A 21,421-nucleotide genomic window follows, 5' to 3' on the forward strand; every position below is an offset into this window, starting at 1 on the left:
CGGCGACCGTAGCCCCGCCCCCCGCCACGGTCGACCGGGTTCCAGTTCCCCGGCCGGGGCAGCAGCCCGCGCCCCACGGCGACCATCACCGCGCGCGTGCGGTCGTCGACGCCGAGCTCGGCGCACACGCGCAGGAGGTGGCTCTTCACCGTCGCCTCGCCGACGGACAGCTCCCGGCCGATCTCGGCGTTGGTGAGCCCCCGGGCCACACCGGCCAGCTCCCGCGCGGTCGGTGCGTCCACCGCGGGCGCGCGCAGGTGCGACACCAGCCGGGCCGCCACCGGCGGCGCGAGCACCGTCTCCCCCAGGCGGCCGCGCGCGTGGCGTCGGCCAACCGGGGCAGCGGCGCGTCCTCGAGGAGGTAGCCGGTCGCCCCGCCCCCGACGGCCGCACGATGTCCGCGTCGGTGTCGTAGGTGGTCAGCACCAGAACCCGGACGCGGGGTACGCCCCGGGCACCTCCTCTGTCGCGGTGACGCCGTCCATGCGCGGCACCCGCAGGTCCATGAGGGTCCGCCGTCCGCCGTCCACCGGTCGGTGGACGGCGGGACGACCGAACGGGACGGCGACAGGGGTGACGGTCCTCCCACTGCGGGCTGTTGACGTCGCAACCACTTCTGCTCGCCGACAGGCACAAGTACCGTCCGCAGCGTCGCCGGTCGGGGGACGGGCGGACGCTGGCAGGAGGACGCCGTGGAGACAGGCACGTGGGTCGGTCCGGTGGCGGCGGTGCTGGCGGTCGGCGGGGTGACCGCGGTGTTCTTCGCCGCGCTCCTCCCGGAGACGCGACCGGCCACCCTCGTCGGCGGGCTCGGACTGCTGCTGACCGCCCTGCTCCTCGACGGGGTCACCCGCCTCCGGCGCCGCCGTGCCGCGGGCGACCCCCTCCGGGTCCCGGAGGGCCGGGACGCCGCGCTCCCCTGACCCGGCACGGGCGCGTCCGCCGGCGCCACGGCGCGCGGGCCACCGGATCTGCGGGTCCCGGACGGCGGTCGGCTGTCGGGCGGCGGATCGCCGTCCTAGCCTGCGCGGGTGGCCGACAACGCGCTCCAGGGGCTGGTCCAGCGGCGCCTGCTGGAGCTGGGCGGGACCGCCGAGGATGCCTCCCGCCGCGCCGGCTGGGCGATCGCCCCGCAGACCATCGCCCGCATCGCCCACGGCCGGCACTCCGGGATGGTCAGCGAGCGGCTCGCGGCGGCGCTGGCCCGCGCGCTCGACGTCCCGGAGAACCGGGTGCGCCGGGCGGCAGGGCTGCCGCCGGTCGAGGACCCCCGCGCCGACGTCCGCACCGGCCCGCACCTGCGCGTCGTGCGGGACGACGGCCGGCTCCGGTAGCCGTCATGGCGGCGTCCGAAACCCGCCAGTCCTCGACGCCCCGCGGTGCCATGCTCGCTGCATGACACCGCCGCTGGACCCCGAGCGCTGCTACCGCGCGGTCGCCAGCCGGGACGCCCGCTTCGACGGCTGGTTCTTCACCGCCGTCGCGACCACCGGCATCTACTGCCGGCCCTCGTGCCCGGCCCGCACGCCGCTGGCCCGCAACGTCACCTTCTTCTCCACCGCCGCCGCCGCCCAGGGTGCGGGCTACCGCGCCTGCCGCCGCTGCCGCCCCGACGCGGTTCCCGGCTCCCCGGAGTGGGACGTCCGCGCCGACGTCGTCGCCCGCGCCATGCGGCTCATCGGGGACGGCGAGGTGGAGCGCTCCGGCGTCCCGGGGCTGGCCGCCCGGCTCGGGTACTCCGAGCGCCAGCTGCACCGGCTGCTGGTCGGCGAGCTCGGCGTCGGACCGCTGGCCCTGGCCCGCGCCCAGCGCGCCCAGACCGCGCGGCTGCTCATCGAGACCACCGACCTCCCGATGGCCGACGTCGCCTTCGCCGCGGGCTTCGCCAGCATCCGGCAGTTCAACGACACCGTCCGCGAGGTCTTCGCCGTCACCCCCACCGAGCTGCGCCGCGGCGCACCGGGCCGGAACGGCGCGACGCCCGGCGAGCTCACCCTCCGGCTGGCCGCCCGCGCTCCGTACGACGCCGCGGAGGTCCTGCTCTTCCTCGGCGCGCACGCCGTGCCCGGCCTCGAGGAGTGGGACGGGACGACGTTCGCCCGCGTGCTCGACCTCCCGCACGGGCCGGCCGTCGTCCGGCTCACCCCCGCGGCCGACGGCGGCCCCGCGGTCACCGCCCGGCTGCGGCTGACGGCGCTGCGCGACCTCGGGGTCGCCGTCGCCCGGTGCCGCCGGATGCTCGACCTGGACGCCGACCCCGCCGCGGTCGACGAGGCGCTCTCCGCCGACCCCGCCCTGGCCGGGCTCGTAGCGGGCGCACCAGGCCGCCGGGTGCCCGCCTCCCCCGACGCCGCCGAGCTCGCCGTGCGCGCCGTCCTGGGACAGCAGGTCTCCGTGGCCGGTGCGCGCGCGCTCACCGCCCGGCTGCTGACCGCGGCGGGCACGCCGCTGCCCGAGCCGGTCGGCACCCTCACCCACGCCTTCCCCCGCCCGGCCGCGCTCGCGGGGGCCGACCTCACCGCGGTCGGGCTGACCGGGGCGCGGCGGCGGACGGTCGGCGCGCTGGCCGACGCCCTCGACCGCGGAGCCGTGGCCCTCGACGCCGGCGCCGACCGCGAGGAGGCCGTCGCCGCGCTGCGCGCCGTCCCGGGCATCGGCCCCTGGACCGCGGCCCTCGTGGCGCTGCGCGGCCTCGCCGACCCCGACGTGTGGTTGCCCGGTGACCTCGCGTTGCGGCGCTCGCTGGTGGAGCTGGGCAGCTCCGACTCCGACGCCGCCACCCGCTGGCGTCCCTGGCGTTCGTACGCGGTCATGCACCTGTGGGCACTGGCCGTCCCCGACCTGTTCCGCCGCCCGCCGTCCCTCCCTGATCGGAGCGCCCCATGACTCCCCCTCCCGCCCGGTTCGCCGCGGTCGACACCCCGACCGGGCCGTTCACCGTGGTCGTGACCTCCGACGCCCACGGCCCCGACGTCGTCCTCGCCGCCGGCTGGACCGACGACGTCGCCGACCTGCTGCCGCTGGTGCACCGCTCGCTGCGCCCGACCTGGGTCGAGCGGGCCGACCGGCTGCCCGTCCTGGACGCCGTGGACGCGTTCGTCGCCGGCGACGTGCGCGCGATCGACGACGTGCCGGTCCGGCAGCGTTCCGGCCCGTTCCTGGAGGACGCGTGGGAGGTGCTGCGCACCGTGCCCGCGGGCGAGCCGGACACCTACGCCGCGTTCGCCGCGCGGTGCGGGCGCCCCTCGGCGGTGCGCGCCGCGGCCAACGCCTGCGCGCGCAACGCGGCCGCGCTGTTCGTGCCCTGCCACCGGGTCCTCGGGTCCGACGGCGGGCTGGGCGGCTTCCGCTGGGGGACGCCGGTGAAGCGCTGGCTGCTCGACCACGAGGCGGCCTCGGTCACCCGGCCCGACCTGACCCTGGTGGTCTGACCCGCGGTCAGCCCGGCCTCCCGGGAACTGTCGCACCCGTCCGGCACCCTCGTTCCCCGTGGACGCCGCCTCCCTGCTCACCGGACTCCTCGTCGGCGCGCTGCTCGGGGCCGCGGTCGCGCTCGGTGTCGTCGCGCTCGTGTCCCGGCGGCGGCCCGCCGACGACGGGCTGGACCCGGTGCACGAGTCGCTGGACCACCTGCACCGGCTGCTGGCCGGCATGGAGCGGGCGCGGGCCACGGCGCACGGGGAGCTGCGCGAGCAGATGGGCACCGTCGGGCAGGTCTCGACGCTGCTGCGCCAGGAGACCGCGGCGCTGGTGACCGCCCTGCGCACCCCGCACGTGCGCGGCCGCTGGGGTGAGGTGCAGCTGCGCCGGGTCGTGGAGGTGGCCGGCCTGCTCGAGCACTGCGACTTCGTCGAGCAGCCCAGCGCCACCAACGACGCCGGCGCGGGGGTGCGGCCCGACCTGGTGGTGACCCTCGCCGACGGCCGGCAGGTGGTCGTCGACGCCAAGGTGCCGTTCACCGGCTACATCGAGGCCGTCCAGGCCGAGGACGTCGCCGTGCGCGCCGAGCGGATCGCCGCGCACGCCCGCCAGCTGCGCGCCCACGTCGACGCGCTCTCCGCCCGCCGGTACCCGACCGCCTTCCGCCCGGCCGCACCGTTCACCGTGCTGTTCGTGCCCTCCGACGGGTTCCTCACCACCGCACTGGAGGCCGAGCCGGGGCTGCTCGAGTACGGGTTCGCCCGGGACGTCGTCCTGGCCACCCCCAGCACGCTGCTGGCGCTGCTGCGCACGGTGGCCTACTCCTGGCGGCAGGAGCGGCTGGCCCGGGACGCCGACCAGGTGCTCGAGGTCGGCCGCCGCCTGCACGCCCGGCTCGGCACGCTGTCGGGCCACCTCACCCGGCTGGGCTCGGCGCTGAGCTCCACGGTGACCCGGTTCAACGAGACCGTCGGCTCCTACGAGAGCTCGGTCCTGGTGGCCGCCCGCCGGTTCGACGACCTCGGCGTGGCCGAGACGCCGGTGCCCAGCCCCCCGCCGCTGGAGGCAACGGTCCGGACCCTCCGGCCGGCCGAGCTGCCACTGCCCGGCGAGTGCGCAGCCGAGGTCGAGCGCGACCGCGACGGCACCTCGGGCTGACCACTGAGCATCTCGCAACTCGGAGCGCACCAGCCGTCGCCGCAGTACCGTTTCGTCACAGAGGTCGCCTGAGCAACGGGGTGTCCTCACAGACGGTGGTCGACATTGGCACTTCTGCACAGCGCCCTGTCGTGGCGTCCTCCCCGGTCCGGCCCTCCGCCGTCGTTACCGTTGCCCGAGACAGCGGCCCCCACGACGGAGGCCATCGACGAGGGACGGGAGGTGCGCCATGGCGGCGAGCACGGCCGGCACCTGGCGGGAGTCCGGGGTCCGCGCCGAGCGGCGCGCCCCTGCCCGGGCCACCCGGCCCGGGGCCGACGAGCACGTGGCCCGCGTCCCCCGGCCGCCGGTCCCGCCGCTGCCCCCGCGGGCCGGCGCCGCCCGGCCGATGCGCTCCACCGACATCCCGCCGCTGCCCGAGCACCTCGCCCGGATCGGCCGCGGCCCGTCCGACGAGGAGCGCCCGATGGCCCGGAGCGCCGCCGTCCGCCCGTCCGAGCCGGGTCGCTCGGAGCGCCGGCCGGCCGAGCGCACCCGTCGTCCCGCCGAGCGCGAGGACCTCGACGCGCGCCGCCGCACGTCCCGTCCGGCCGAGGCTCGCGCGGCGAGCCGGGAGGCCGCCGCACCCGAGCACGGTCGCCTCCGCGGCGCCGTGGCCGTCCTGGCCGTCTTCCTGGTGACCCTGGTGGCCGCCTCCCTCGAGGCCGCGCTCGGCTCCGGCCTGGGGCTGATCACCCTGGTCGCCCTTGGCGCCATCACCGCGGTCGCCACTCTCCTGGTGCGCCGCCGCGACCTGCTGTCGGTGGTGGTGGCCCCGCCGCTGGTCTACGTCGCCGCCGCGGCGATCGCCACCGCGCTGTTCGGGGCGTTCAGCCTCGCGGGCGTGGCGACGATGCTGATCCGCGGCTTCCCGGCGATGGCGGTCGGGACCGGTGCCGGCCTGGTCGTCGCGCTGATCCGCTGGGCCGCCCGCCGCTGAAGGAGGACCCCGCCCTCCTCACCCCGCGCAGGCTCGGGGTGAGCCTCGGGACGGGGCCACGGCGGGCCCTCCAGAGGGCCGTCACCCCCCGGCGTCGCCTCGCCGCGGCTCGCGGCGATGTGCTTGGCCGTGTCGGCGGAGTGCCGGGAGCGGGTCACCCGGCCGGTGTCGTCGAAGGTCCACAGGTGCAGCTCCTCGTCGTCGAGGCGCGCTCCGTTCGGGAGATCGAACGACCCGCTGATCTCCGCGACGACCTGGCGGCCGTCGCCGATGATGTCGAGCACCTCGAAGCGCCGCAGCGTCCACCGGCCGACCAGCTCGACGAAGCCCGCCACCTCCGCCGGTCCCCGCCGCGGCGTCATGTGCAGGACCCCGGCGCGCTGGGCGGTGTTGTCGGCCCACTCCTCCCAGCGGACGTCGTCGGCGAGCGCGGCCAGGACGGCGGGGACGTCACCCCGCCCGAACGCGGCGTAGATGTCGGCGACCGTGGCGGCGTTGCCGGGCCCGGTCGTCTCGGTGGACTGGACGGTGGGGCTGCTCATGCCGCGCACCTCCGGACGTGCCGACGCACGCCGAGCCCGGCGTCGGTCCGTTCCAGCGGCCAGGGACCTCAGCCCCTCGCCAGGCCCCGCCCCTGCAGGGCCGGGCCGCCCGCTCAGGCCTCGTCGGTGGCGGGCTCCCGGCGGCGGGGACGCAGCTCGTGCGGCAGCGCGAACACCAGGCGTTCCTCGGCGGCCTTCACCGTCTCGACGTCCGGGTAGCCGCGCTCGGCCAGCCAGTCGAGCACCTCGCTGACCAGGACCTCGGGCACCGACGCGCCGCTGGTGACGCCGACGGTGGTCACGCCGTCCAGCCAGCCGGGGTCGATCTCGGAGGCGAAGTCGACCAGGTGCGACGCCCGGGCGCCGGCCTCCAGCGCCACCTCCACCAGGCGCACCGAGTTCGAGGAGTTCGTCGATCCCACGACGATGACCAGGTCGCACGAGGGAGCCATCTGCTTGACCGCCTGCTGGCGGTTCTGGGTGGCGTAGCAGATGTCGTCGCTCGGCGGGGACTGCAGCCCGGGGAACCGGGCGGTCAGCCGGTCCACGGTCGCCAGCGTCTCGTCGACCGACAGCGTGGTCTGCGACAGCCACACGACCTTCTCGGGGTCGCGGACCTGCACCCGCTCCACGTCCTCGACGCCGTCGACGAGCTGGATGTGCTCCGGCGCCTCGCCGGAGGTGCCCTCGACCTCCTCGTGACCGCGGTGGCCGATCAGCAGGATGTCGTAGTCCTCCTTGGCGAACCGCTTGGCCTCGGAGTGGACCTTGCTCACCAGCGGGCAGGTGGCGTCGATGGTCCGCAGCTGCCGCGCCGCGGCCTCGGCGTGCACGGCCGGGGAGACGCCGTGGGCGCTGAAGACGACGACCGCGCCCTCGGGCACCTCGTCGGTCTCGTCGACGAACACCGCACCCCGGCGCTCCAGGGTGGCCACCACGTGCTTGTTGTGGACGATCTGCTTGCGGACGTAGACCGGGGCGCCGTGGATCTCGAGGGCCCGCTCGACCGCGACCACCGCCCTGTCCACGCCGGCGCAGTAGCCCCGGGGATCGGCGAGCAGGACGCGTCCGCGCTGATCAGCCATGCCCCCATGGTAGGTGGGGAGCCGGCGCCGGCCGGGCCCCGCGAGGAGACGCCCGCCACCTCCTGCGCCCGTCCGGGTGGCGTCGGCCGAGGTGAGGCTGCCATCCTCCCGAGCCTGGGGCAGGCTTGGGGCATGTCGCGTGAGATCCCCCAGGCCATCCGAGCCGTCGCCGGCCTGGCCGCCACCGTCCTCGACGAGGCCCGCCGGCTGCCGCAGACGCTGCCGGCCCTGCCGGTCCGGGTGATCGGCCTGGCCATGCAGGCCACGATGAAGCTCCAGCAGTCCTACGCCGGCCTGGTGGCCCGCGGCGACGAGGTGTTCACGGGGATCCGCGGGGAGGACGAGCCGGGCCTGGCCACCTTCGACGAGGACCGCCCGGCCGCCCCGTCCGGCAACGGGGTGCACACCTCGGCCTTCGACCGCGCGGCCGACACCGCCGCCGACACCGTGGACGACGAGGAACTCGCCGAGGAGGTCGCCCACCTCATCGACGACGAGGTCTCCGGCCTGCCTCCCGAGCCGGCGCCCGAGGAGGTGGTCGAGGCCCTGCAGGACATCACCGACGAGGTCGAGGCCGCGCACCTCGACCTGGCCCAGCCCGGGCTGACGACCGAGGACGCGCTGGAGACCGCCCTGCTCGAGGCGGACGGCGCCCCCGACAGCGCCCTGGTCGACGGCGGCACGACGGAGGGGTCGGTCGACACCGACCTCATCGCGGAGAGCCCGACCGACCTGCCGGAGGCCATCTCCGACGAGGCGCCGACCACCGCGCCCAGCGACCCGGGCGGCTCGCCGGTCGGGGAGCTGGACGGCGCTCCCGCCGTGGAAACCCCCGACGTCGCGACCGACGTCGACGTGATCACCCCGGACGGCGAGGTGGCCACCGTCGAGGGGACCGTCACCGACGAGGGCGTCGCCGCGCCCGAGACCGCCGAGGAGCCCGCGGCGCCGGCCGACACCGCGACCGGCGTCGACGTGGTCACCCCCGACGGCGGGGTGGCCACCGTCGAGGGGACCATCACCGACGAGGGCGTCGCCGCGCCCGAGACCGCCGAGGAGCCCGCGGCGCCGGCCGACGCCGCCGAGGAGCTGCCGGCCACCGACGAGGGCGGCACCACGGTCGCCGCGGCCACCGGGCACCGCACCGACGTCGAGGAGACCACGCCCGCGGAAGCGGACGAGGCGGCGGACACCGCCGGGGCCGCGGCCGCCGGCGCCGCACCGGTCGAGGGGTACGACAACTTCACGATCGCCCAGCTCCGCGGCCGGCTCCGCGGCTACCAGCTGGCCACCGTGCAGGACCTGGTGGCCTACGAGGAGGCGACCCGGAGCCGCGAGCCCTACCTGCGGATGCTGCGCAACCGCCTGGAGAAGCTCGAGCGGCAGGCGGTGGAGGCCAGCCCCCTGGCGCCGCGCGGCATGTGACGCAGGTCCCGTCCGCACGGCTCACGCACGCGCGGCGGGACCCTGCAGGGGGCCGGGGACCAGGACACCCTCCCGGGGACGTCGTCCCTGCCTGGCACGCTCGGGGGCATGACCGCGCCGTCGACCCCGGAAGCCCCCTGGCCGGTCCGCACGGTGGCCCGCAAGGTCGCCGAGTGGATCGGCCGGCTCGGGGAGGTGTGGGTCGAGGGACAGATCGCGCAGCTGTCCCGGCGCGGGGCGGCGACGGTCTTCCTCACCCTGCGCGACCCCGCCGCCGACCTGTCGGTGCCGGTCACCTGCGCGCGGGACGTCGCCGACCGCCCCGGCCTGGAGCTGACCGAGGGCGCCCGGGTGATCGTGCGTGCCCGGCCCGACTACTACATCGCCCGCGGCTCGTTCTCCCTGCGCGCCACCGAGATCCGCGCCGTCGGCCTCGGTGAGCTGCTGGCCCGCATCGAGCGCATCCGCCGGCTGCTCGCCGCCGAGGGGCTGTTCGACACCGCCCGCAAGAAGCCGCTGCCCTTCGCCCCCGCCGTCGTCGGGGTGGTCACCGGCCGGGACAGCGCCGCCGAGCGGGACGTGCTGGTCACCGCCCGGCGCCGGTGGCCGGCCGTCCGCTTCGCCGTCCACCACAGCCTGGTGCAGGGGCCCAGCGCGGCCGCCTCGGTCATCGACGGGCTGCGCCGGCTGGACGCCGACCCCGCCGTCGAGGTCATCGTGGTCGCCCGCGGCGGAGGCTCGGTGGAGGACCTGCTGCCGTTCTCCGACGAGGGCCTGGTGCGGGCGATCGCGGCCTGCCGCACGCCGGTGGTGACCGCCGTCGGGCACGAGACCGACACCACCCTGGTCGACCACGCCGCCGACGTGCGGGCCGCGACCCCCACCGACGCCGCGCACCGGGTGGTGCCCGAGATCGGCGAGCAGCGGCGGCTGGTCGACGGGCTGCGCGCCCGGGCCCGGCACCTGCTGGCCACCCGGCTCGAGCAGCAGGAGCGGTGGCTGGAGAGCGTGCGCAGCCGTCCGGTCCTGGCCTCCCCCGACCGGCTGCTGCACGGCCGCGAGGAGGACGTCCAGCAGTTGCGCAGCCGGGCGCGGCGCACCCTCACCCACCGGCTGGAGGGGGCCGAGCGCGATCTCGAGCACGCTCGCGCCCGCGTGGCGGCGCTGTCCCCGGCGGCGACCCTGGAGCGGGGCTACGCCGTCGTCCAGCGGGCCGACGGCTCGCTGGTGCGCGACCCGGCCGAGGTGGCCGACGCCGAGCGGCTGTCGGTGCGGGTGGCGGGTGGCCGGCTGCCGGTCCGGGTCGACAGGGAGGATGGGCAGCCGTGACCGACCAGGAGCGTGCCGAGGGCATGGTGGGCGAGGCGCCGACCGAGCCGACGACGACCTACGAGCAGGCCCGGGAGGAGCTCGCCGACGTGGTGCGCCGGCTGGAGGCCGGGGGCCTCACGCTCGAGGAGTCGCTGTCCCTGTGGGAGCGCGGCGAGCAGCTCGCCGAGCTGTGCCAGCACTGGCTCGACCGGGCCCGGGAGCGGCTGTCGGCCGCCACCCCGGCCGAGGGCGCCGACCGGAGCTGACGCCGGAGCGGCGGCCCGGTGAGCCTCCGGCGGTTCAGCCGACCGCGACCGGCTGCACCGCGGCGGCGACCTCCTCCAGCTCGGCGTCGTCGGCGGAGCCGGTGACGAGCACGGTCACCCCGGTGTCCTCCCGCCACAGCGCGGTCTCCCCGCGTTCGGTGGTGGACCGGGTCCAGGACCGGCCGGCCACGTCGACGGTGCCCTGCTCCTCGGCGCCGTCCAGGACGCGGGTGACCGGCTCGGCCCGGGCGTCGTCGCTGACGACGAAGCCGACGTACTCCTCCGCCGGGGTCAGGTAGCCGATCTCGACGGTGACCGGGTCGCCCTCGTCGGCCTGACCGGCATCGGTGCGCGCACTGGTGGGCCGGTAGCCGTCGGGGAGGTCCGTGGGAGCGACCAGGGGGTAGGCGGCGCGCTCGGCGGCCAGCTGCACGGTCGTGCTCGGGTCGACCTGGAGCACCCGCTCCTCCCCGGACTGCCGGAAGGCCACCCACCCCACGATCAGCAGGCAGATGAGGACCAGCGGCGCCAGCGACCGGACCATGTTGGCCGCACTGAGCCGGTTGGCCCGCTCGATCGCGGGGGACGGGGCGGGGGTCTCCGTGGGGCGCTCGCTCGTCGGGCCGGGTCCGGTCATCCCCCTAGGATGTCAGGACTGCTCCCCCACTCCGCCGCCCAGCGTCCGTGCGGCCCCGCCGTCCCCGCACCTGGCCCCGTCCAGGGCACACCCCGAGCTCGCCAGGGGTGGGCGGGACGGGGTCCTTCCACCAGGAGGTCTGCGTGTCCCTGCCCCTGCCCGACGGCCCCACCACCTCCAGCGGCAGCACGTTCCTCGCCGACCGGCCCGCACCCGACCGCAACCTGGCCCTGGAGCTCGTCCGGGTCACCGAGGCGGCGGCGATGGCCGCGGGCCGCTGGGTCGGCCGCGGGGACAAGAACGGCGGGGACGGCGCCGCGGTCGACGCGATGCGGGCGCTCATCGGCACGGTGAGCATGAACGGCGTCGTCGTCATCGGCGAGGGCGAGAAGGACGAGGCGCCGATGCTCTACAACGGCGAGCAGGTGGGCGACGGCCACGGCCCGGAGTGCGACGTCGCGGTCGACCCGATCGACGGCACCACCCTCATGGCGAAGGGCATGCCCAACGCGATCGCGGTCATGGCGGTCGCCGACCGCGGCGCGATGTACGACCCGTCGGCGGTCTTCTACATGGAGAAGCTGGCCACCGGCCCCGCCGCGGCCGACGTCGTCGACATCACCGTCCCGGTCGCGGAGAACATCCGCCGCGTGGCACGGGCCAAGCACTGCACGGTCGAGGACGTCACCGTGTGCATCCTCGACCGCCCACGGCACGACCAGCTGGTGCACGAGGTCCGCCAGGCCGGCGCCCGCATCAAGTTCATCACCGACGGCGACGTCGCCGGCGCCATCGCCGCGGCCCGCGAGGGCACCGGCGTGGACCTGCTGCTCGGCATCGGCGGCACCCCGGAGGGGATCATCGCCGCCTGCGCGCTCAAGTGCATGGGCGGTGCGCTGCAGGGCCGGCTGTGGCCCAAGGACGACGACGAGCGGCAGAAGGCGGTCGACGCCGGGCACGACCTCGACCGGGTGCTGCACATCGACGACCTCGTGCGCGGCGACGTCTTCTTCGTCGCCACCGGCATCACCGACGGCGAGCTGCTGCGCGGCGTGCAGTACCGGGCCGGGGGCTGCACCACGCAGTCGCTCGTCATGCGCTCCCGGTCGGGCACGATCCGCTCCATCGAGAGCCTGCACTCGCTGCAGAAGCTGCGCGCCTACTCCGCGGTGCCCTTCGACCGCGGCCACCAGGAGGACTGAGCCGGCCCTCCGGACTCACAGGTCCGTCACAGGTCCCCGGGCCACCCTGGAGCCGGACGCCGGGCTCCCGGCCCGAGCGCCGGCACAGGAAGGGGATGCCATGCGCAAGAGGACGCTGGTCGCGACCCTGGGGGCAGCGGGTGCGCTGGCGCTGACCGGGATCGGCGTGGCGGTCGCGGACCCCTCGCCGGCACCGACGCCCGCGCCGTCCACGGCGGACCCCGACGAGGGCGGCAGCCGGCGCGAGGCGATCACGAACGCGCTCGGTGGCCTGGTGGCGAACGGGACGATCACCCAGGAGCAGGCCGACGCGGTCGCCGCGACGCTGGAGGACGCCGACGTCGGTCCCGGCTGGTGGCACGGCGGCCACCACGGGTGGGGCGGCGCCTGGCAGGCCGGGTTGCAGACCGTCGCCGAGGCGCTCGGCATGACCACCGACGAGCTCCGGGACGCGCTCTCCCAGGAGGGGACGAGCCTCGCCGACGTCGCCGCCCAGCGGGGCGTGGCCACGCAGGACCTCGTCGACGCGCTCACCACGGCGGCCCGCGAGCGGATCGACCAGGCCGTGGCCGAGGGCCGGCTGTCCCGGGAGAAGGCCGACCGGATCCTCGCGGACCTGCCCGACCGGATCGCCGACGCCGTCGCCCGGGACTCCTGGTCCGGCGGCTGGTGGCGCCACGACGGCGACTGAGGCCGTCGGCTCCCACCCGGGTCAGGCGCCCGGGCGGGACAGCGGCGCAGGTGGCGGGGGCGGCGGCAGGTGCCGCTGCGCGAGCCGGTCCATGACCGCCCGCCACCGGCTCGGCGACTCCCCCGGTGCCAGGCTGCGCAGCTTGAGGTCGCCGAACACCGTCCGGGCGCGGACGACGACCCGCGGCGTCCCGGCCACCCGTGGCACCGGCGCCAGCTGGGTCTTCCGGTCGCCGAACACCGTCCACCCGGAGATCTCGGCGTCCACGCCCTCGGCGACGATCACGTCGACGTCGCCGAAGACGGTGCCGAGCACCAGGTCGATCCGCTCGGCGTCGGTGCGCAGGTTGCGCAGGTCCAGCCGGATGTCGCCGAACACCGTCGAGGCGTCCCGCGGGACGTCGGCGGTCCCCTCGACCTTGATGTCGCCGAAGACCGACGTCATCGTCTCCGGCACCCGGGTGCCGACGATCTCGACCGGCGGCGGGGCGTCGACGGGCAGGTCCGCCACGAGCCGGTCGAGGTCGGCCGTGGTGACGGAGGCGTAGACGCCCTCGACGCGGTCGCCGAACTCGTACAGGTCGATCCGGCCCTCGGCGAGCGCGGTCTGGAGCCGGGTGACCGTCGCCTCGCGGTCGGTGTCCGAGACGCGGACGACCGGCGGCCGGTCGGGGTCGGGAGCGGCTTCCGAGGTCACGGCCCCGACCGTAGCCGAGCAGGTGACGGTCCCGGACGACGACGGCCCCGCCTCCTCGTGGGCCCGGAGGGCGGGGCCGGTGGCGCCGGGGATCAGCGGTACCGGTCGGTGCACAGCGTCCCGCTCGCCTCGTTGCGGCCGCCGCAGGTCGCGCCGTAGTCGGCGTACGGCTGGAGGTCCGGGTCGCCGTCGAAGAACCGGAGGACGTCGCAGAGGGCCATGAGGCCCTCCGCGCACGCGTCGGCGGCCGACTGGACACCGGGGTCCCCGCCGGTCGGAGCCGGCCGGCCCGGCGGCAGGTCGGCCGGCACCCCGCCGGTGCCCGGCGCGCCCGTGGGGGACGGCGGAGAGGTGGACGGCTGCTCCGGAGCCGGCGACGTCTCCTCGGAGGGCTCCGGAGGGGACGTCGAGGTCTGCGACGCCGGGGGGTCCGTGGCGTCCGGCGCCGGGCCCCCGTCGCCGCCACGGAGCAGGAGGAACAGCCCCACCCCGACGGCGGCGAGGACGGCCAGCGCCGCCACCACGAGGGCGACCACCGTGCTGCGTCTGCGACCGCGGCCGGGTCCCCCGGGAGCGCCGGTGCCCGGCCCGCCCGGGCCGCCGTGGCCCGGCGGGCCGTAGCCGGGCTGCCCGTAGGGCGGCGGGCCGTAGGGCTGCTGCCCGTACGGCGGTTGGCCGTAGCCGGGCGAGCCGTAGGGCGGTGGGCCGTAGCCGGGCGAGCCGTGTGGCGGCGGGCCGTAGGGCTGCTGCCCGTACGGCGGTTGGCCGTAGCCGGGCGGACCCCAACCGGACTGCTGGCCGTGGGGCGGCGGCTGCCCCCAGCCGGGCTGCTGTCCGTAGGGCGGCTGGCCGTGGGGCGGCGGCTGGCCGTACCCGGCCTGCGGGCCGCCGTACCCCGGCTGGTGGCCGAAGGTCGGCTGGTCGAACTCGCGGGTCTCCTGCCGCTCGCCGGGAGCGGGCGGCGGTGGAGGGAGCGCCTCCCCCGGCCGGATCTCCTGCGTCCCGCCGGAGGACCCCAGGCGCTGGGTCGTGTCGTCCGGCCCGCCGGCGCCGGGCTGCTGGGGAGGCCGGTCGGCGCCCTGGTCCGGCCCGCCGGACTGCTCGCCCGAGGACCCCTTCCCGCCGCGCGGCGGGTACGGCGGCTGCGACATGCTCGGGCTCCTCGGGTGCGGGTGACCGGCCTCGGCATGGTAGGGGCCACGTCCTGCCGCGGCCAGGACCGTCGCCCCGCCCGGCCCCCGTCCGGAGGCTCGCCGCGAGCCCGCGAGCGGTGAGGAGGACGGGGCCCTTCTAGGGTCGGCGCGGAGCACTGTCACCACACACCACCCCGGGAGCGCAGCGTGGTCGCACAGCAGGACGGCACGGACTACCGCGTCGAGCACGACTCGATGGGGGAGGTACGGGTCCCCGCCTGGGCGAAGTGGCGGGCGCAGACGCAGCGCGCCGTCGAGAACTTCCCCATCTCCGGCACGCCGATCGAGCGCGAGCTCATCGGGGCCCTGGCGGCGATCAAGGGCGCGGCCGCCGCGGTCAACGCCTCGCTGGGCGTCCTGCCGCAGGAGACCGCCGAGGCGATCGGCACCGCCGCGGCCGCCGTGGCCCGCGGTGAGTGGGACGAGCACTTCCCCATCGACGTCTTCCAGACCGGCTCCGGGACGTCGAGCAACATGAACACCAACGAGGTCATCGCGACGCTGGCCACCGAGGCGCTCGGCTCGGCCGTGCACCCGAACGACCACGTCAACGCCTCGCAGTCGTCCAACGACGTGTTCCCCTCGGCGATCCACGTCGCCGCGACGAGGGCCATCGTCCGCGACCTCATCCCGGCGCTGCGCCACCTCGAGGCGTCCCTCTCCCGCAAGGAGGCGGAGTTCGCCGAGGTCGTGAAGAGCGGCCGCACCCACCTCATGGACGCCACCCCGGTCACCCTCGGCCAGGAGTTCGGCGGCTACGCCGCGGCCGTCCGCTACGGCGTCGAGCGGCTGGAGGCCTCCCTGCCGCGGATCGGCGAGCTGCCCCTGGGCGGCACCGCCGTCGGCACCGGGATCAACACCCCGCCCGGCTTCGCCGCCGCGATCATCGACCGGCTCGCCGCCGAGCTGGACCTGCCGCTGAGCGAGGCGCGCAACCACTTCGAGGCGCAGAGCTCGCGCGATGCCCTGGTGGAGGGGTCGGGTCAGCTGAAGACCATCGCCGTGGGCCTGGTGAAGATCGCCAACGACCTGCGCTGGATGGGCTCGGGCCCGCGCACCGGGCTGGGCGAGATCCAGCTCCCCGACCTGCAGCCGGGCAGCTCGATCATGCCGGGCAAGGTGAACCCGGTGATCCCCGAGGCGGTCATCCAGGTCGGCGCCCAGGTGATCGGCAACGACGCCGCGGTGACCTTCGCCGGCACCACCGGCGTCTTCGAGCTCAACGTGACGCTGCCGCTCATGGCCCGCAACGTGCTGGAGTCGATCCGGCTGCTGGCCAACGTCAGCCGGCTGCTGGCCGACCGCTGCGTGGACGGGATCGTCGCCAACGTCGAGCAGTGCCGGACCTACGCCGAGTCCTCCCCCTCGATCGTCACGCCGCTGAACAAGTACATCGGCTACGAGGAGGCGGCGAAGGTCGCCAAGCAGTCGCTGGCCGAGCAGAAGACGATCCGCCAAGTGGTCGTCGAGCGCGGCTACGTCGAGCAGGGCAAGCTGACCGAGGCCCAGCTCGACGAGGCCCTCGACGTCCTCTCGATGACCCACCCGTGACCTCACGCCGCCGGCGGACCGGGGCTCCGGTCCGCTGGCGGCATGGGCTGTCGAGACTGGTGTGACGCAATTGCCGCGAGCCCCGCGCGTCACCTCATGGACAAGGGCACCAGACGGCCGTTCTGGGAAACTGGCGGCGTGACGGTGACGAACCAGACGGAGCTCGACCGGCTCGAGGCCATCGCTGAGGACAGCTGGTACACCGACGGGCCGATGCCCACCGGCCTGCGGTACCTGGCCGGCATCTTTGCCCGGCACTGGCAGGGCGACCGGTGCCTGGAGCTCGGGCCGGCGGAGGGTCTGGTCACCGACCGCCTCGCCGAGCACTTCGCCGAGCTCACCCTCGTCGACGGGTCGGCCACCTTCTGCCGGCAGCTGACGAGCCGGTTCCCCGCGGCCACCGTCGTCCACTCGCTGTTCGAGGAGTACGCCCCTGGAGAGCAGTTCGACACCGTCGTCCTGGGCCACGTGCTCGAGCACGTCATCGACCCCGTCGGGCTGCTCGAGCGGGTGCGGCAGTGGGTCGCCCCCGGCGGCGTGGCCCTGGCCGCGGTGCCGAACTCCCACAGCCTGCACCGCCAGGCCGCCGTCCTCATGGGCCTGCTGCCCACGGAGGACGCCCTCAACGAGACCGACCTGCACCACGGGCACCGCCGGGTGTACGACCTGCCGGGCCTGCAGGCCGACTTCGCGGCCGCCGGTTGGACGGTCACGACGACCGGCGGCTACTGGCTCAAGCCGCTGTCGAACGCGCAGACGGCCGAGCAGTGGACGCAGGAGGTGCTCGACGCCTACATGCAGCTCGGGGAGCGCTACCCCGACTCGGCCGCGGAGATCTATGTCGTCGCCAAGCCCTGAGGCCGTCCTGGAGGACTCCCTCCGCCGCGTCGAGTGGCAGCCCGTCGTCCTCGGGGAGAGCCCCCGGCGGCTCGACCTGCTGCCGTTGTCGGCCTCCTGGCCGACGCGCGAGCTGCGCATCCGAGTGCACCGCAACACGGCCTTCGAGTACGTGGCCTCGCTCCTCCCCCCGTTCCTGGCCTACGCGAACCTGTCGGCCACCGTCGAGTACGGCGACTACGACGACTCGCTGAGCACGGTCGGACAGGGGGACGCGACCGCGGACGTCGAGGTGGTCTGGCTGGACTTCGAGCGGTACGCGGGCACCGACCCGGTCACGCTCGGCGACTGGCTGCGCGAGCGGCTGGTCACCCTGCGGGCGCGGACGCTCGCCCCGGTCCTGGTCGCCGACCGGCCCGGGCCGGACCCCGCCGCCGCGGCAGTCAACCGGGAGCTGGTGCGGTGCTGCCGGGACGTACCAGGCGTGGCCGTCGCCGACCTGTCCGCGATCGCGGCACGGGTCGGCGAGGGGTTCGTCGACCCCCGGGCCAGGGACGTCGCGGGTACCCGGATGAGCGCGGGTGCCGCCGTGCTGACGGCCCAGCGGATGGGTCTGCGCTGGCTGCCCGCGCTCGTCGCGCCCCCGGTCAAGGCCCTCGCCGTGGACCTGGACATGACCCTGTACCGGGGGGTGCTGGGCGAGGACGGGCCGGCCGGGGTGGTCCTCACCCCGGAGCACCGGGCGCTGCAGGAGCGCCTGCGCGACCTCGGCCGGGACGGCGTCCTGCTCGCCCTGGTCTCCCGCAACGAGCCCGCCGACGTCGAGGCGCTGTTCGCCACGCGCACCGACTTCCCGCTCCGGCTGGAGGACTTCTCGGCCCGGGCCGTCGGCTGGGGCGCCAAGAGCGCGGGGGTGGCCGCGGCCGCGGCCACCCTGCGGATCTCGACGGAGGCAGTGGTCTTCGTCGACGACAACGCCGGAGAGCTGGCCGAGGTGGCCGCCGGGGTGCGCATCGGCGGGCTGCTGCACGCCGCCGACCCCGCGGCGACCAGCACCGCGCTGGCCCTCTTCCCCGGCCTGCACGGACACGCCCGGACCGACGAGGACGCCCTGCGGGCCGCCGACCTGGCCGCCGCCACCGAGCGCGCGCGGTCGGCCTCCAGCGACCCGGACGCCTACCTGCGGTCGCTGCGGGTGGGGTTGCGCCTCACCCTGGACGATCCCGGCCAGCTCGCCCGGATGGCCGCCCTCACGGCCAAGACCAACCAGTTCAACACCGCGCTGCGCCGGACCGGCCCGGCCGAGCTCGGCCACTGGCTGGCCGACGGCGATGTCCACGTCGTCACCGCGGCGCTGCGCGACCGGCTCTCCGACAGCGGGGTGGTCGCGCTGGTGGCCGGGCGGCGCGGCGCGGACGACCGCCTCGTGGTCGAGGAGCTGTGCGTCAGCTGCCGCGCACTGGGCCGGGGCGTCGAGGACGTCCTGCTGGCCGCCGCCGTCGGCCGCCTGATGGAGGAGACCGGCGCCGGCTCCGCCGCCGTCGCCTACACCCCGGGCCCCCGCAACGAGCCGGCGCGCGCCTGGCTCGCGGCCCACAGCACCACACCCGTGGACACGCCCGGCGAGGTGCCCCTGACGTGGGACCCCGCCGCGTGCCGCGCTCTCGTCAGCGGCTCCCCCGTCGCTGTGACCTGGGAAGGACAGGAATGACCCGCGACGACGTCGAGGCCCGCGTGAACCACGTGCTCACGCTGGTGCTCAAGCTGCCGAGCCCCCCGGAGGCGCCGCTGGGGCGGGCGCAGGTCCCCGAGTGGGACTCGCTGAGCCACATCGAGATTATCTACGCGGTCGAAGAGGACCTCGGCGTCACCTTCTCGGAGGAGGAGATGGCCGCGCTCGACGGGTCGGCCGCGATCGTGGCGGCGGCGGAGCGACACCTTGCGGCATGACGTCCACCTCGACGGGCCGGCGTTCCGCCTGAGGCCGGTGGGACTGGACGACGCCGCGGAGATCCTGCGGCTGCGCAGCGACCCGGTGCTCTCCCGCTTCATCCACGCGACGGCGTCATCGGTGGAGGCCCAGACTCGATGGCTCGAGGCCTACTTCGAACGGGACGGCGACTACTACTGGACCGTCGAGCGTGTCTCCGACGGCTCCACCGAGGGCTTCGTCGGCATCTATGACGTCCGAGGCGACCACGGCGAGTGGGGCCGCTGGGTCCTCCGGCCGGGCTCCCTGGCCGCTGCGGCAAGCGTCTGGATGGTGTACGAGACGGCCTTCACCGTCTTGGGCCTGGAGTCGCTGGTCCTGCGGGTCCTCACCGGCAACCGCCCGGTCGTCGCCTTCCACGAGCGGTACGGCGTCGCGATGAGCCGGGTCCTCCCGGCGTACGCCCGCATCAGCGACGAGGTCCACGACGCCGTGGAGGGCCACATGACCTCAGAGCTGTGGACGACGTCGGGTCCCCTGCTGTACGGCATGGCCGAGCGGGCCGCGGAGCTGCTGCGCAGGTCCTCCGCGGCCCGCTGACCCATCACCGGCGCGTACCGGATGGTCCGCGCCCGGGAGGCGTCTAGCCCCGGCCGCGCGGGGCGTCGTCCCACAGCGGCGAGCCCAGGATCAGCTCGAGTTGCTCCAGCACCGAGAGCTCCGGGGACAGCTCCGCCGCGAGGGCGGGCCCGGTGAACCGAGGCCACCCCGGGTCCAGGTTGAGGTCCCCGCAGTCGTCGGTGGTCAGGCCGATCGCGGCGAGGAGCGGCCCCAGGACCTGCACGCTCCGGGCTCCCGACCCGTCGTCGTCGGCCACCAGCGGGAGGCTCACCGTGAGTCCCGGGTGGACGTGGGCCAGTTGCACGAGCCGCATGGTCCAGGCCGCATGGTCTTCCCAGCCACGGGCGACTCGGACCGACAACCGGCGCTCGCTACGGTCCTGGGCCGCCACGAAGAGGTCACAGCGCAGGCGGTCGTCCATCTGCTGGCCCAGGGCACGGCCGAAGGCGGCCGGCTCGGGCGCCACACCTCGGCCCAGGGTGAAGGGGAGCAACGTGCTGCCGTAGCCGTTGTCGTGTCCCGGCTCCGTGAACTCGTCGAGATCGGCCGCGGGGACCTCGTGGGCCTGCCGGTAGACCTGCTCCAGGGCGGCGTTCCAGGCTGGCCCGGAATGGGCTGCCAAGACCTCCGACCGGGCGCGCTCCCCCCGGTCCCGGCGCAGCTGGGGGTCCTCCACGAGGGCGCGCAGCGCCGCCACGTACGCGTCCTCGCTGGTCTGGGCGTAGCCGGTCTCCGCGAGCCCCGGCGCGTTGGCGTGGAAGACCTCGGCGTAGCCCTGGTGCAGCTGCAGGCTGACCGGGGGCAGGCCGGCGACCGCGGCCTCGAGGATCGAGGTGCCGCTGGCGCAGGGGAAGGAGTCCAGGTACAGGTCCATGCCGGGGTAGAGACCGCCCTCCACGCCCTCCACGAGCCCCAGCGGGAACACCCGCCCGGGAAAGCCGGACTGCAGTCGCTGCCAGGGGCCGTCCGCTGTCGGGCCGGCCAGGACGATCGCCAACTGCGGGATCTCGCTCAGCACGCCAGCGAGCAGCTCGTCGAAGCCCCGTCCCCAGATCGGCGCCATCTTCATCGCGGTCGCGACGGAGATCGCGGCGACCTGACCCGGGCGCAGGCGGAACTGCGCCCGGATGCTCTTGCGTGAGGCAGTGGCTCCCACGGGCTGGACGGGCAGCGGCAGCACCGCAAGCCGGTGCTCCGGCACACCCCGCAGCTCACGGCTGACCCGGCGACCGGCGGCCCGGTTCTCCACCACGAGGTCGGCCGAGCCCAGGCCGAGCCAGAACGTGTGGTCGGCGTGGTTCTCGTGGACGATCGGCGGACGGGGCCCGGGGAGGGACGCCGCTGCCAGGGCCACCGTGTCGTAGGGGTGGACGTGGAACACGACTGTGCCGGCTCCGGCCATGAGGCCCCGCAGCACCTCCGCGCGCGCGGCCAGGGCCGGGAATCCCTCCCGCAGGTCGTAGATGCGCCCACCGGCGCGTTCAGCGGCCGCGCGCAGGCTCCCCGGCACCGGAGCGTGCTGCATCGTGAGCACGACGTCGGCCGGGCGCGGGTCACGCTCCATCCAGCGCCAGACCAGTCGGGTGTGCCCCCCGACTGCGTACCCCTCGGACAGCACGTGGAGGACCCTGCCGTTCCCTCGGCCCCGGTCGACCCGAACGGCTCCGTCGCCGCGGACGGCGTCCCGGACCAGCCGTTCCAGGTCGGGATCGCTGAGAGCGCCGGTCGGCGCGTTGTAGGCGAACGCCGCGGCAACCGCGGCGGTGCGGAGGACCTGTTCGACGTCTCCACGCCGTGCGTGGCTGCGGACCGCGTCCACGACCTGTTCGTAGGCCCTCCGGTTGTCCTGCAGACGGGGGTCGGCGGTCGTCACGCCC

Annotated in this window: 21 protein-coding genes and 2 pseudogenes; 16 read left to right on the forward strand and 7 right to left on the reverse strand. The window is 75.9% G+C overall.

Annotated elements, in window-relative coordinates:
• Positions 1–89: 89 nt before the first annotated feature.
• Positions 90–296 (reverse strand): annotated as a pseudogene (locus tag ACI79I_RS05300) (helix-turn-helix domain-containing protein); the annotation flags it as partial.
• Positions 297–692: 396 nt separating this feature from the next.
• On the opposite strand from ACI79I_RS05300, the gene ACI79I_RS05305 reads away from it, so the two are divergent.
• The 6 genes from ACI79I_RS05305 (at position 693) to ACI79I_RS05330 (ending at position 5,557) form a co-directional block, all read left to right on the forward strand.
• Positions 693–923 (forward strand): hypothetical protein, encoded by a 231-nt coding sequence (locus ACI79I_RS05305; protein WP_456991238.1) that lies wholly within the window; start codon positions 693–695, stop codon positions 921–923.
• A gap of 108 nt (positions 924–1,031) precedes the next feature.
• Entirely contained in the window at positions 1,032–1,334 is a 303-nt protein-coding gene (locus ACI79I_RS05310; protein WP_456991239.1) for a helix-turn-helix domain-containing protein, read from the forward strand.
• A gap of 61 nt (positions 1,335–1,395) precedes the next feature.
• Positions 1,396–2,886, forward strand: a complete 1,491-nt coding sequence (locus ACI79I_RS05315) for an AlkA N-terminal domain-containing protein (RefSeq protein ID WP_456991240.1) — start codon at positions 1,396–1,398, stop codon at positions 2,884–2,886.
• Entirely contained in the window at positions 2,883–3,431 is a 549-nt protein-coding gene (locus tag ACI79I_RS05320) for a methylated-DNA--[protein]-cysteine S-methyltransferase (RefSeq protein WP_456991241.1), read from the forward strand. Before ACI79I_RS05315 ends, ACI79I_RS05320 begins: the two co-directional genes overlap by 4 nt.
• A gap of 58 nt (positions 3,432–3,489) precedes the next feature.
• On the forward strand, positions 3,490–4,578 hold the full coding sequence (locus ACI79I_RS05325; protein WP_456991242.1) for a DNA recombination protein RmuC: 1,089 nt from the start codon (positions 3,490–3,492) through the stop codon (positions 4,576–4,578).
• A 229-nt stretch (positions 4,579–4,807) separates the two neighbouring features.
• Positions 4,808–5,557: a DUF6542 domain-containing protein gene (locus ACI79I_RS05330; RefSeq protein WP_456991243.1), complete on the forward strand. Its 750-nt coding sequence runs from the start codon at positions 4,808–4,810 to the stop codon at positions 5,555–5,557.
• A 161-nt stretch (positions 5,558–5,718) separates the two neighbouring features.
• Here the strand turns inward: ACI79I_RS05330 and ACI79I_RS05335 are convergent.
• A pseudogene (locus ACI79I_RS05335) lies at positions 5,719–6,099 on the reverse strand (nuclear transport factor 2 family protein); the annotation flags it as partial.
• Between the two features lie 113 nt (positions 6,100–6,212).
• Positions 6,213–7,184 (reverse strand): 4-hydroxy-3-methylbut-2-enyl diphosphate reductase, encoded by a 972-nt coding sequence (locus ACI79I_RS05340; protein ID WP_456991244.1) that lies wholly within the window; start codon positions 7,182–7,184, stop codon positions 6,213–6,215.
• A gap of 132 nt (positions 7,185–7,316) precedes the next feature.
• On the opposite strand from ACI79I_RS05340, the gene ACI79I_RS05345 reads away from it, so the two are divergent.
• The 3 genes from ACI79I_RS05345 (at position 7,317) to ACI79I_RS05355 (ending at position 10,186) form a co-directional block, all read left to right on the forward strand.
• Positions 7,317–8,609, forward strand: coding sequence for a hypothetical protein (locus ACI79I_RS05345; RefSeq protein ID WP_456991245.1), 1,293 nt, complete (start codon positions 7,317–7,319; stop codon positions 8,607–8,609).
• Between the two features lie 108 nt (positions 8,610–8,717).
• Positions 8,718–9,938 (forward strand): exodeoxyribonuclease VII large subunit, encoded by a 1,221-nt coding sequence (gene xseA, locus ACI79I_RS05350; RefSeq protein WP_456991246.1) that lies wholly within the window; start codon positions 8,718–8,720, stop codon positions 9,936–9,938.
• Entirely contained in the window at positions 9,935–10,186 is a 252-nt protein-coding gene (locus ACI79I_RS05355; protein WP_456991247.1) for an exodeoxyribonuclease VII small subunit, read from the forward strand. Before xseA ends, ACI79I_RS05355 begins: the two co-directional genes overlap by 4 nt.
• Before the next feature lie 34 nt (positions 10,187–10,220).
• On the opposite strand, the gene ACI79I_RS05360 is transcribed toward ACI79I_RS05355, so the two are convergent.
• Positions 10,221–10,823 (reverse strand): DUF4245 domain-containing protein, encoded by a 603-nt coding sequence (locus tag ACI79I_RS05360; protein WP_456991248.1) that lies wholly within the window; start codon positions 10,821–10,823, stop codon positions 10,221–10,223.
• 143 nt (positions 10,824–10,966) lie between these two features.
• Between ACI79I_RS05360 and glpX the strand changes: the two genes are divergently transcribed.
• Complete coding sequence (gene glpX, locus ACI79I_RS05365) at positions 10,967–12,025, forward strand: class II fructose-bisphosphatase (protein WP_456991249.1); 1,059 nt, start codon at positions 10,967–10,969, stop codon at positions 12,023–12,025.
• A gap of 100 nt (positions 12,026–12,125) precedes the next feature.
• Complete coding sequence (locus ACI79I_RS05370) at positions 12,126–12,716, forward strand: hypothetical protein (RefSeq protein WP_456991250.1); 591 nt, start codon at positions 12,126–12,128, stop codon at positions 12,714–12,716.
• 21 nt (positions 12,717–12,737) lie between these two features.
• Here ACI79I_RS05370 and ACI79I_RS05375 read toward each other — a convergent pair whose 3' ends face one another.
• Entirely contained in the window at positions 12,738–13,412 is a 675-nt protein-coding gene (locus tag ACI79I_RS05375) for a DUF1707 domain-containing protein (RefSeq protein WP_456991251.1), read from the reverse strand.
• Positions 13,413–13,504: 92 nt separating this feature from the next.
• On the reverse strand, positions 13,505–14,563 hold the full coding sequence (locus tag ACI79I_RS05380; RefSeq protein WP_456991252.1) for a hypothetical protein: 1,059 nt from the start codon (positions 14,561–14,563) through the stop codon (positions 13,505–13,507).
• 189 nt (positions 14,564–14,752) lie between these two features.
• Here ACI79I_RS05380 and ACI79I_RS05385 point away from each other — a divergent pair, with 189 nt between their 5' ends.
• The 5 genes from ACI79I_RS05385 to ACI79I_RS05405 all read left to right on the forward strand — a co-directional run bounded on the left by ACI79I_RS05385 (position 14,753) and on the right by ACI79I_RS05405 (position 19,523).
• On the forward strand, positions 14,753–16,156 hold the full coding sequence (locus tag ACI79I_RS05385; protein WP_456991253.1) for a class II fumarate hydratase: 1,404 nt from the start codon (positions 14,753–14,755) through the stop codon (positions 16,154–16,156).
• Positions 16,157–16,294: 138 nt separating this feature from the next.
• Positions 16,295–17,014, forward strand: coding sequence for a class I SAM-dependent methyltransferase (locus ACI79I_RS05390; protein ID WP_456991254.1), 720 nt, complete (start codon positions 16,295–16,297; stop codon positions 17,012–17,014).
• On the forward strand, positions 16,995–18,704 hold the full coding sequence (locus tag ACI79I_RS05395; RefSeq protein WP_456991255.1) for an HAD-IIIC family phosphatase: 1,710 nt from the start codon (positions 16,995–16,997) through the stop codon (positions 18,702–18,704). Before ACI79I_RS05390 ends, ACI79I_RS05395 begins: the two co-directional genes overlap by 20 nt.
• Positions 18,701–18,943: an acyl carrier protein gene (locus ACI79I_RS05400; RefSeq protein WP_456991256.1), complete on the forward strand. Its 243-nt coding sequence runs from the start codon at positions 18,701–18,703 to the stop codon at positions 18,941–18,943. Before ACI79I_RS05395 ends, ACI79I_RS05400 begins: the two co-directional genes overlap by 4 nt.
• A 37-nt stretch (positions 18,944–18,980) precedes the next feature.
• A complete protein-coding gene (locus tag ACI79I_RS05405) occupies positions 18,981–19,523 on the forward strand; it encodes a GNAT family N-acetyltransferase (RefSeq protein WP_456991257.1) in 543 nt (180 codons plus the stop codon).
• A 43-nt stretch (positions 19,524–19,566) separates the two neighbouring features.
• Here the strand turns inward: ACI79I_RS05405 and ACI79I_RS05410 are convergent, their stop codons facing one another.
• Positions 19,567–21,417 carry a glycosyltransferase gene (locus tag ACI79I_RS05410; RefSeq protein WP_456991258.1) on the reverse strand — a complete coding sequence of 617 codons (1,851 nt, stop codon included), beginning with the start codon at positions 21,415–21,417 and terminating at the stop codon, positions 19,567–19,569.
• Positions 21,418–21,421 lie beyond the last annotated feature (4 nt).

The sequence above is a fragment of the Geodermatophilus sp. SYSU D01105 genome, assembly GCF_054050095.1.

Coding starts and splice junctions, on each gene's coding strand:
- ACI79I_RS05315 (WP_456991240.1), top strand. CDS start 1,396: ATGACACCGCCGCTGGACCCCGAGCGCTGCTACCGCGCGGTCGCCAGC.
- ACI79I_RS05320 (WP_456991241.1), top strand. CDS start 2,883: ATGACTCCCCCTCCCGCCCGGTTCGCCGCGGTCGACACCCCGACCGGG.
- ACI79I_RS05330 (WP_456991243.1), top strand. CDS start 4,808: ATGGCGGCGAGCACGGCCGGCACCTGGCGGGAGTCCGGGGTCCGCGCC.
- ACI79I_RS05340 (WP_456991244.1), bottom strand. CDS start 7,184: ATGGCTGATCAGCGCGGACGCGTCCTGCTCGCCGATCCCCGGGGCTAC.
- ACI79I_RS05345 (WP_456991245.1), top strand. CDS start 7,317: ATGTCGCGTGAGATCCCCCAGGCCATCCGAGCCGTCGCCGGCCTGGCC.
- xseA (WP_456991246.1), top strand. CDS start 8,718: ATGACCGCGCCGTCGACCCCGGAAGCCCCCTGGCCGGTCCGCACGGTG.
- ACI79I_RS05360 (WP_456991248.1), bottom strand. CDS start 10,823: ATGACCGGACCCGGCCCGACGAGCGAGCGCCCCACGGAGACCCCCGCC.
- ACI79I_RS05370 (WP_456991250.1), top strand. CDS start 12,126: ATGCGCAAGAGGACGCTGGTCGCGACCCTGGGGGCAGCGGGTGCGCTG.
- ACI79I_RS05380 (WP_456991252.1), bottom strand. CDS start 14,563: ATGTCGCAGCCGCCGTACCCGCCGCGCGGCGGGAAGGGGTCCTCGGGC.
- ACI79I_RS05395 (WP_456991255.1), top strand. CDS start 16,995: ATGTCGTCGCCAAGCCCTGAGGCCGTCCTGGAGGACTCCCTCCGCCGC.
- ACI79I_RS05400 (WP_456991256.1), top strand. CDS start 18,701: ATGACCCGCGACGACGTCGAGGCCCGCGTGAACCACGTGCTCACGCTG.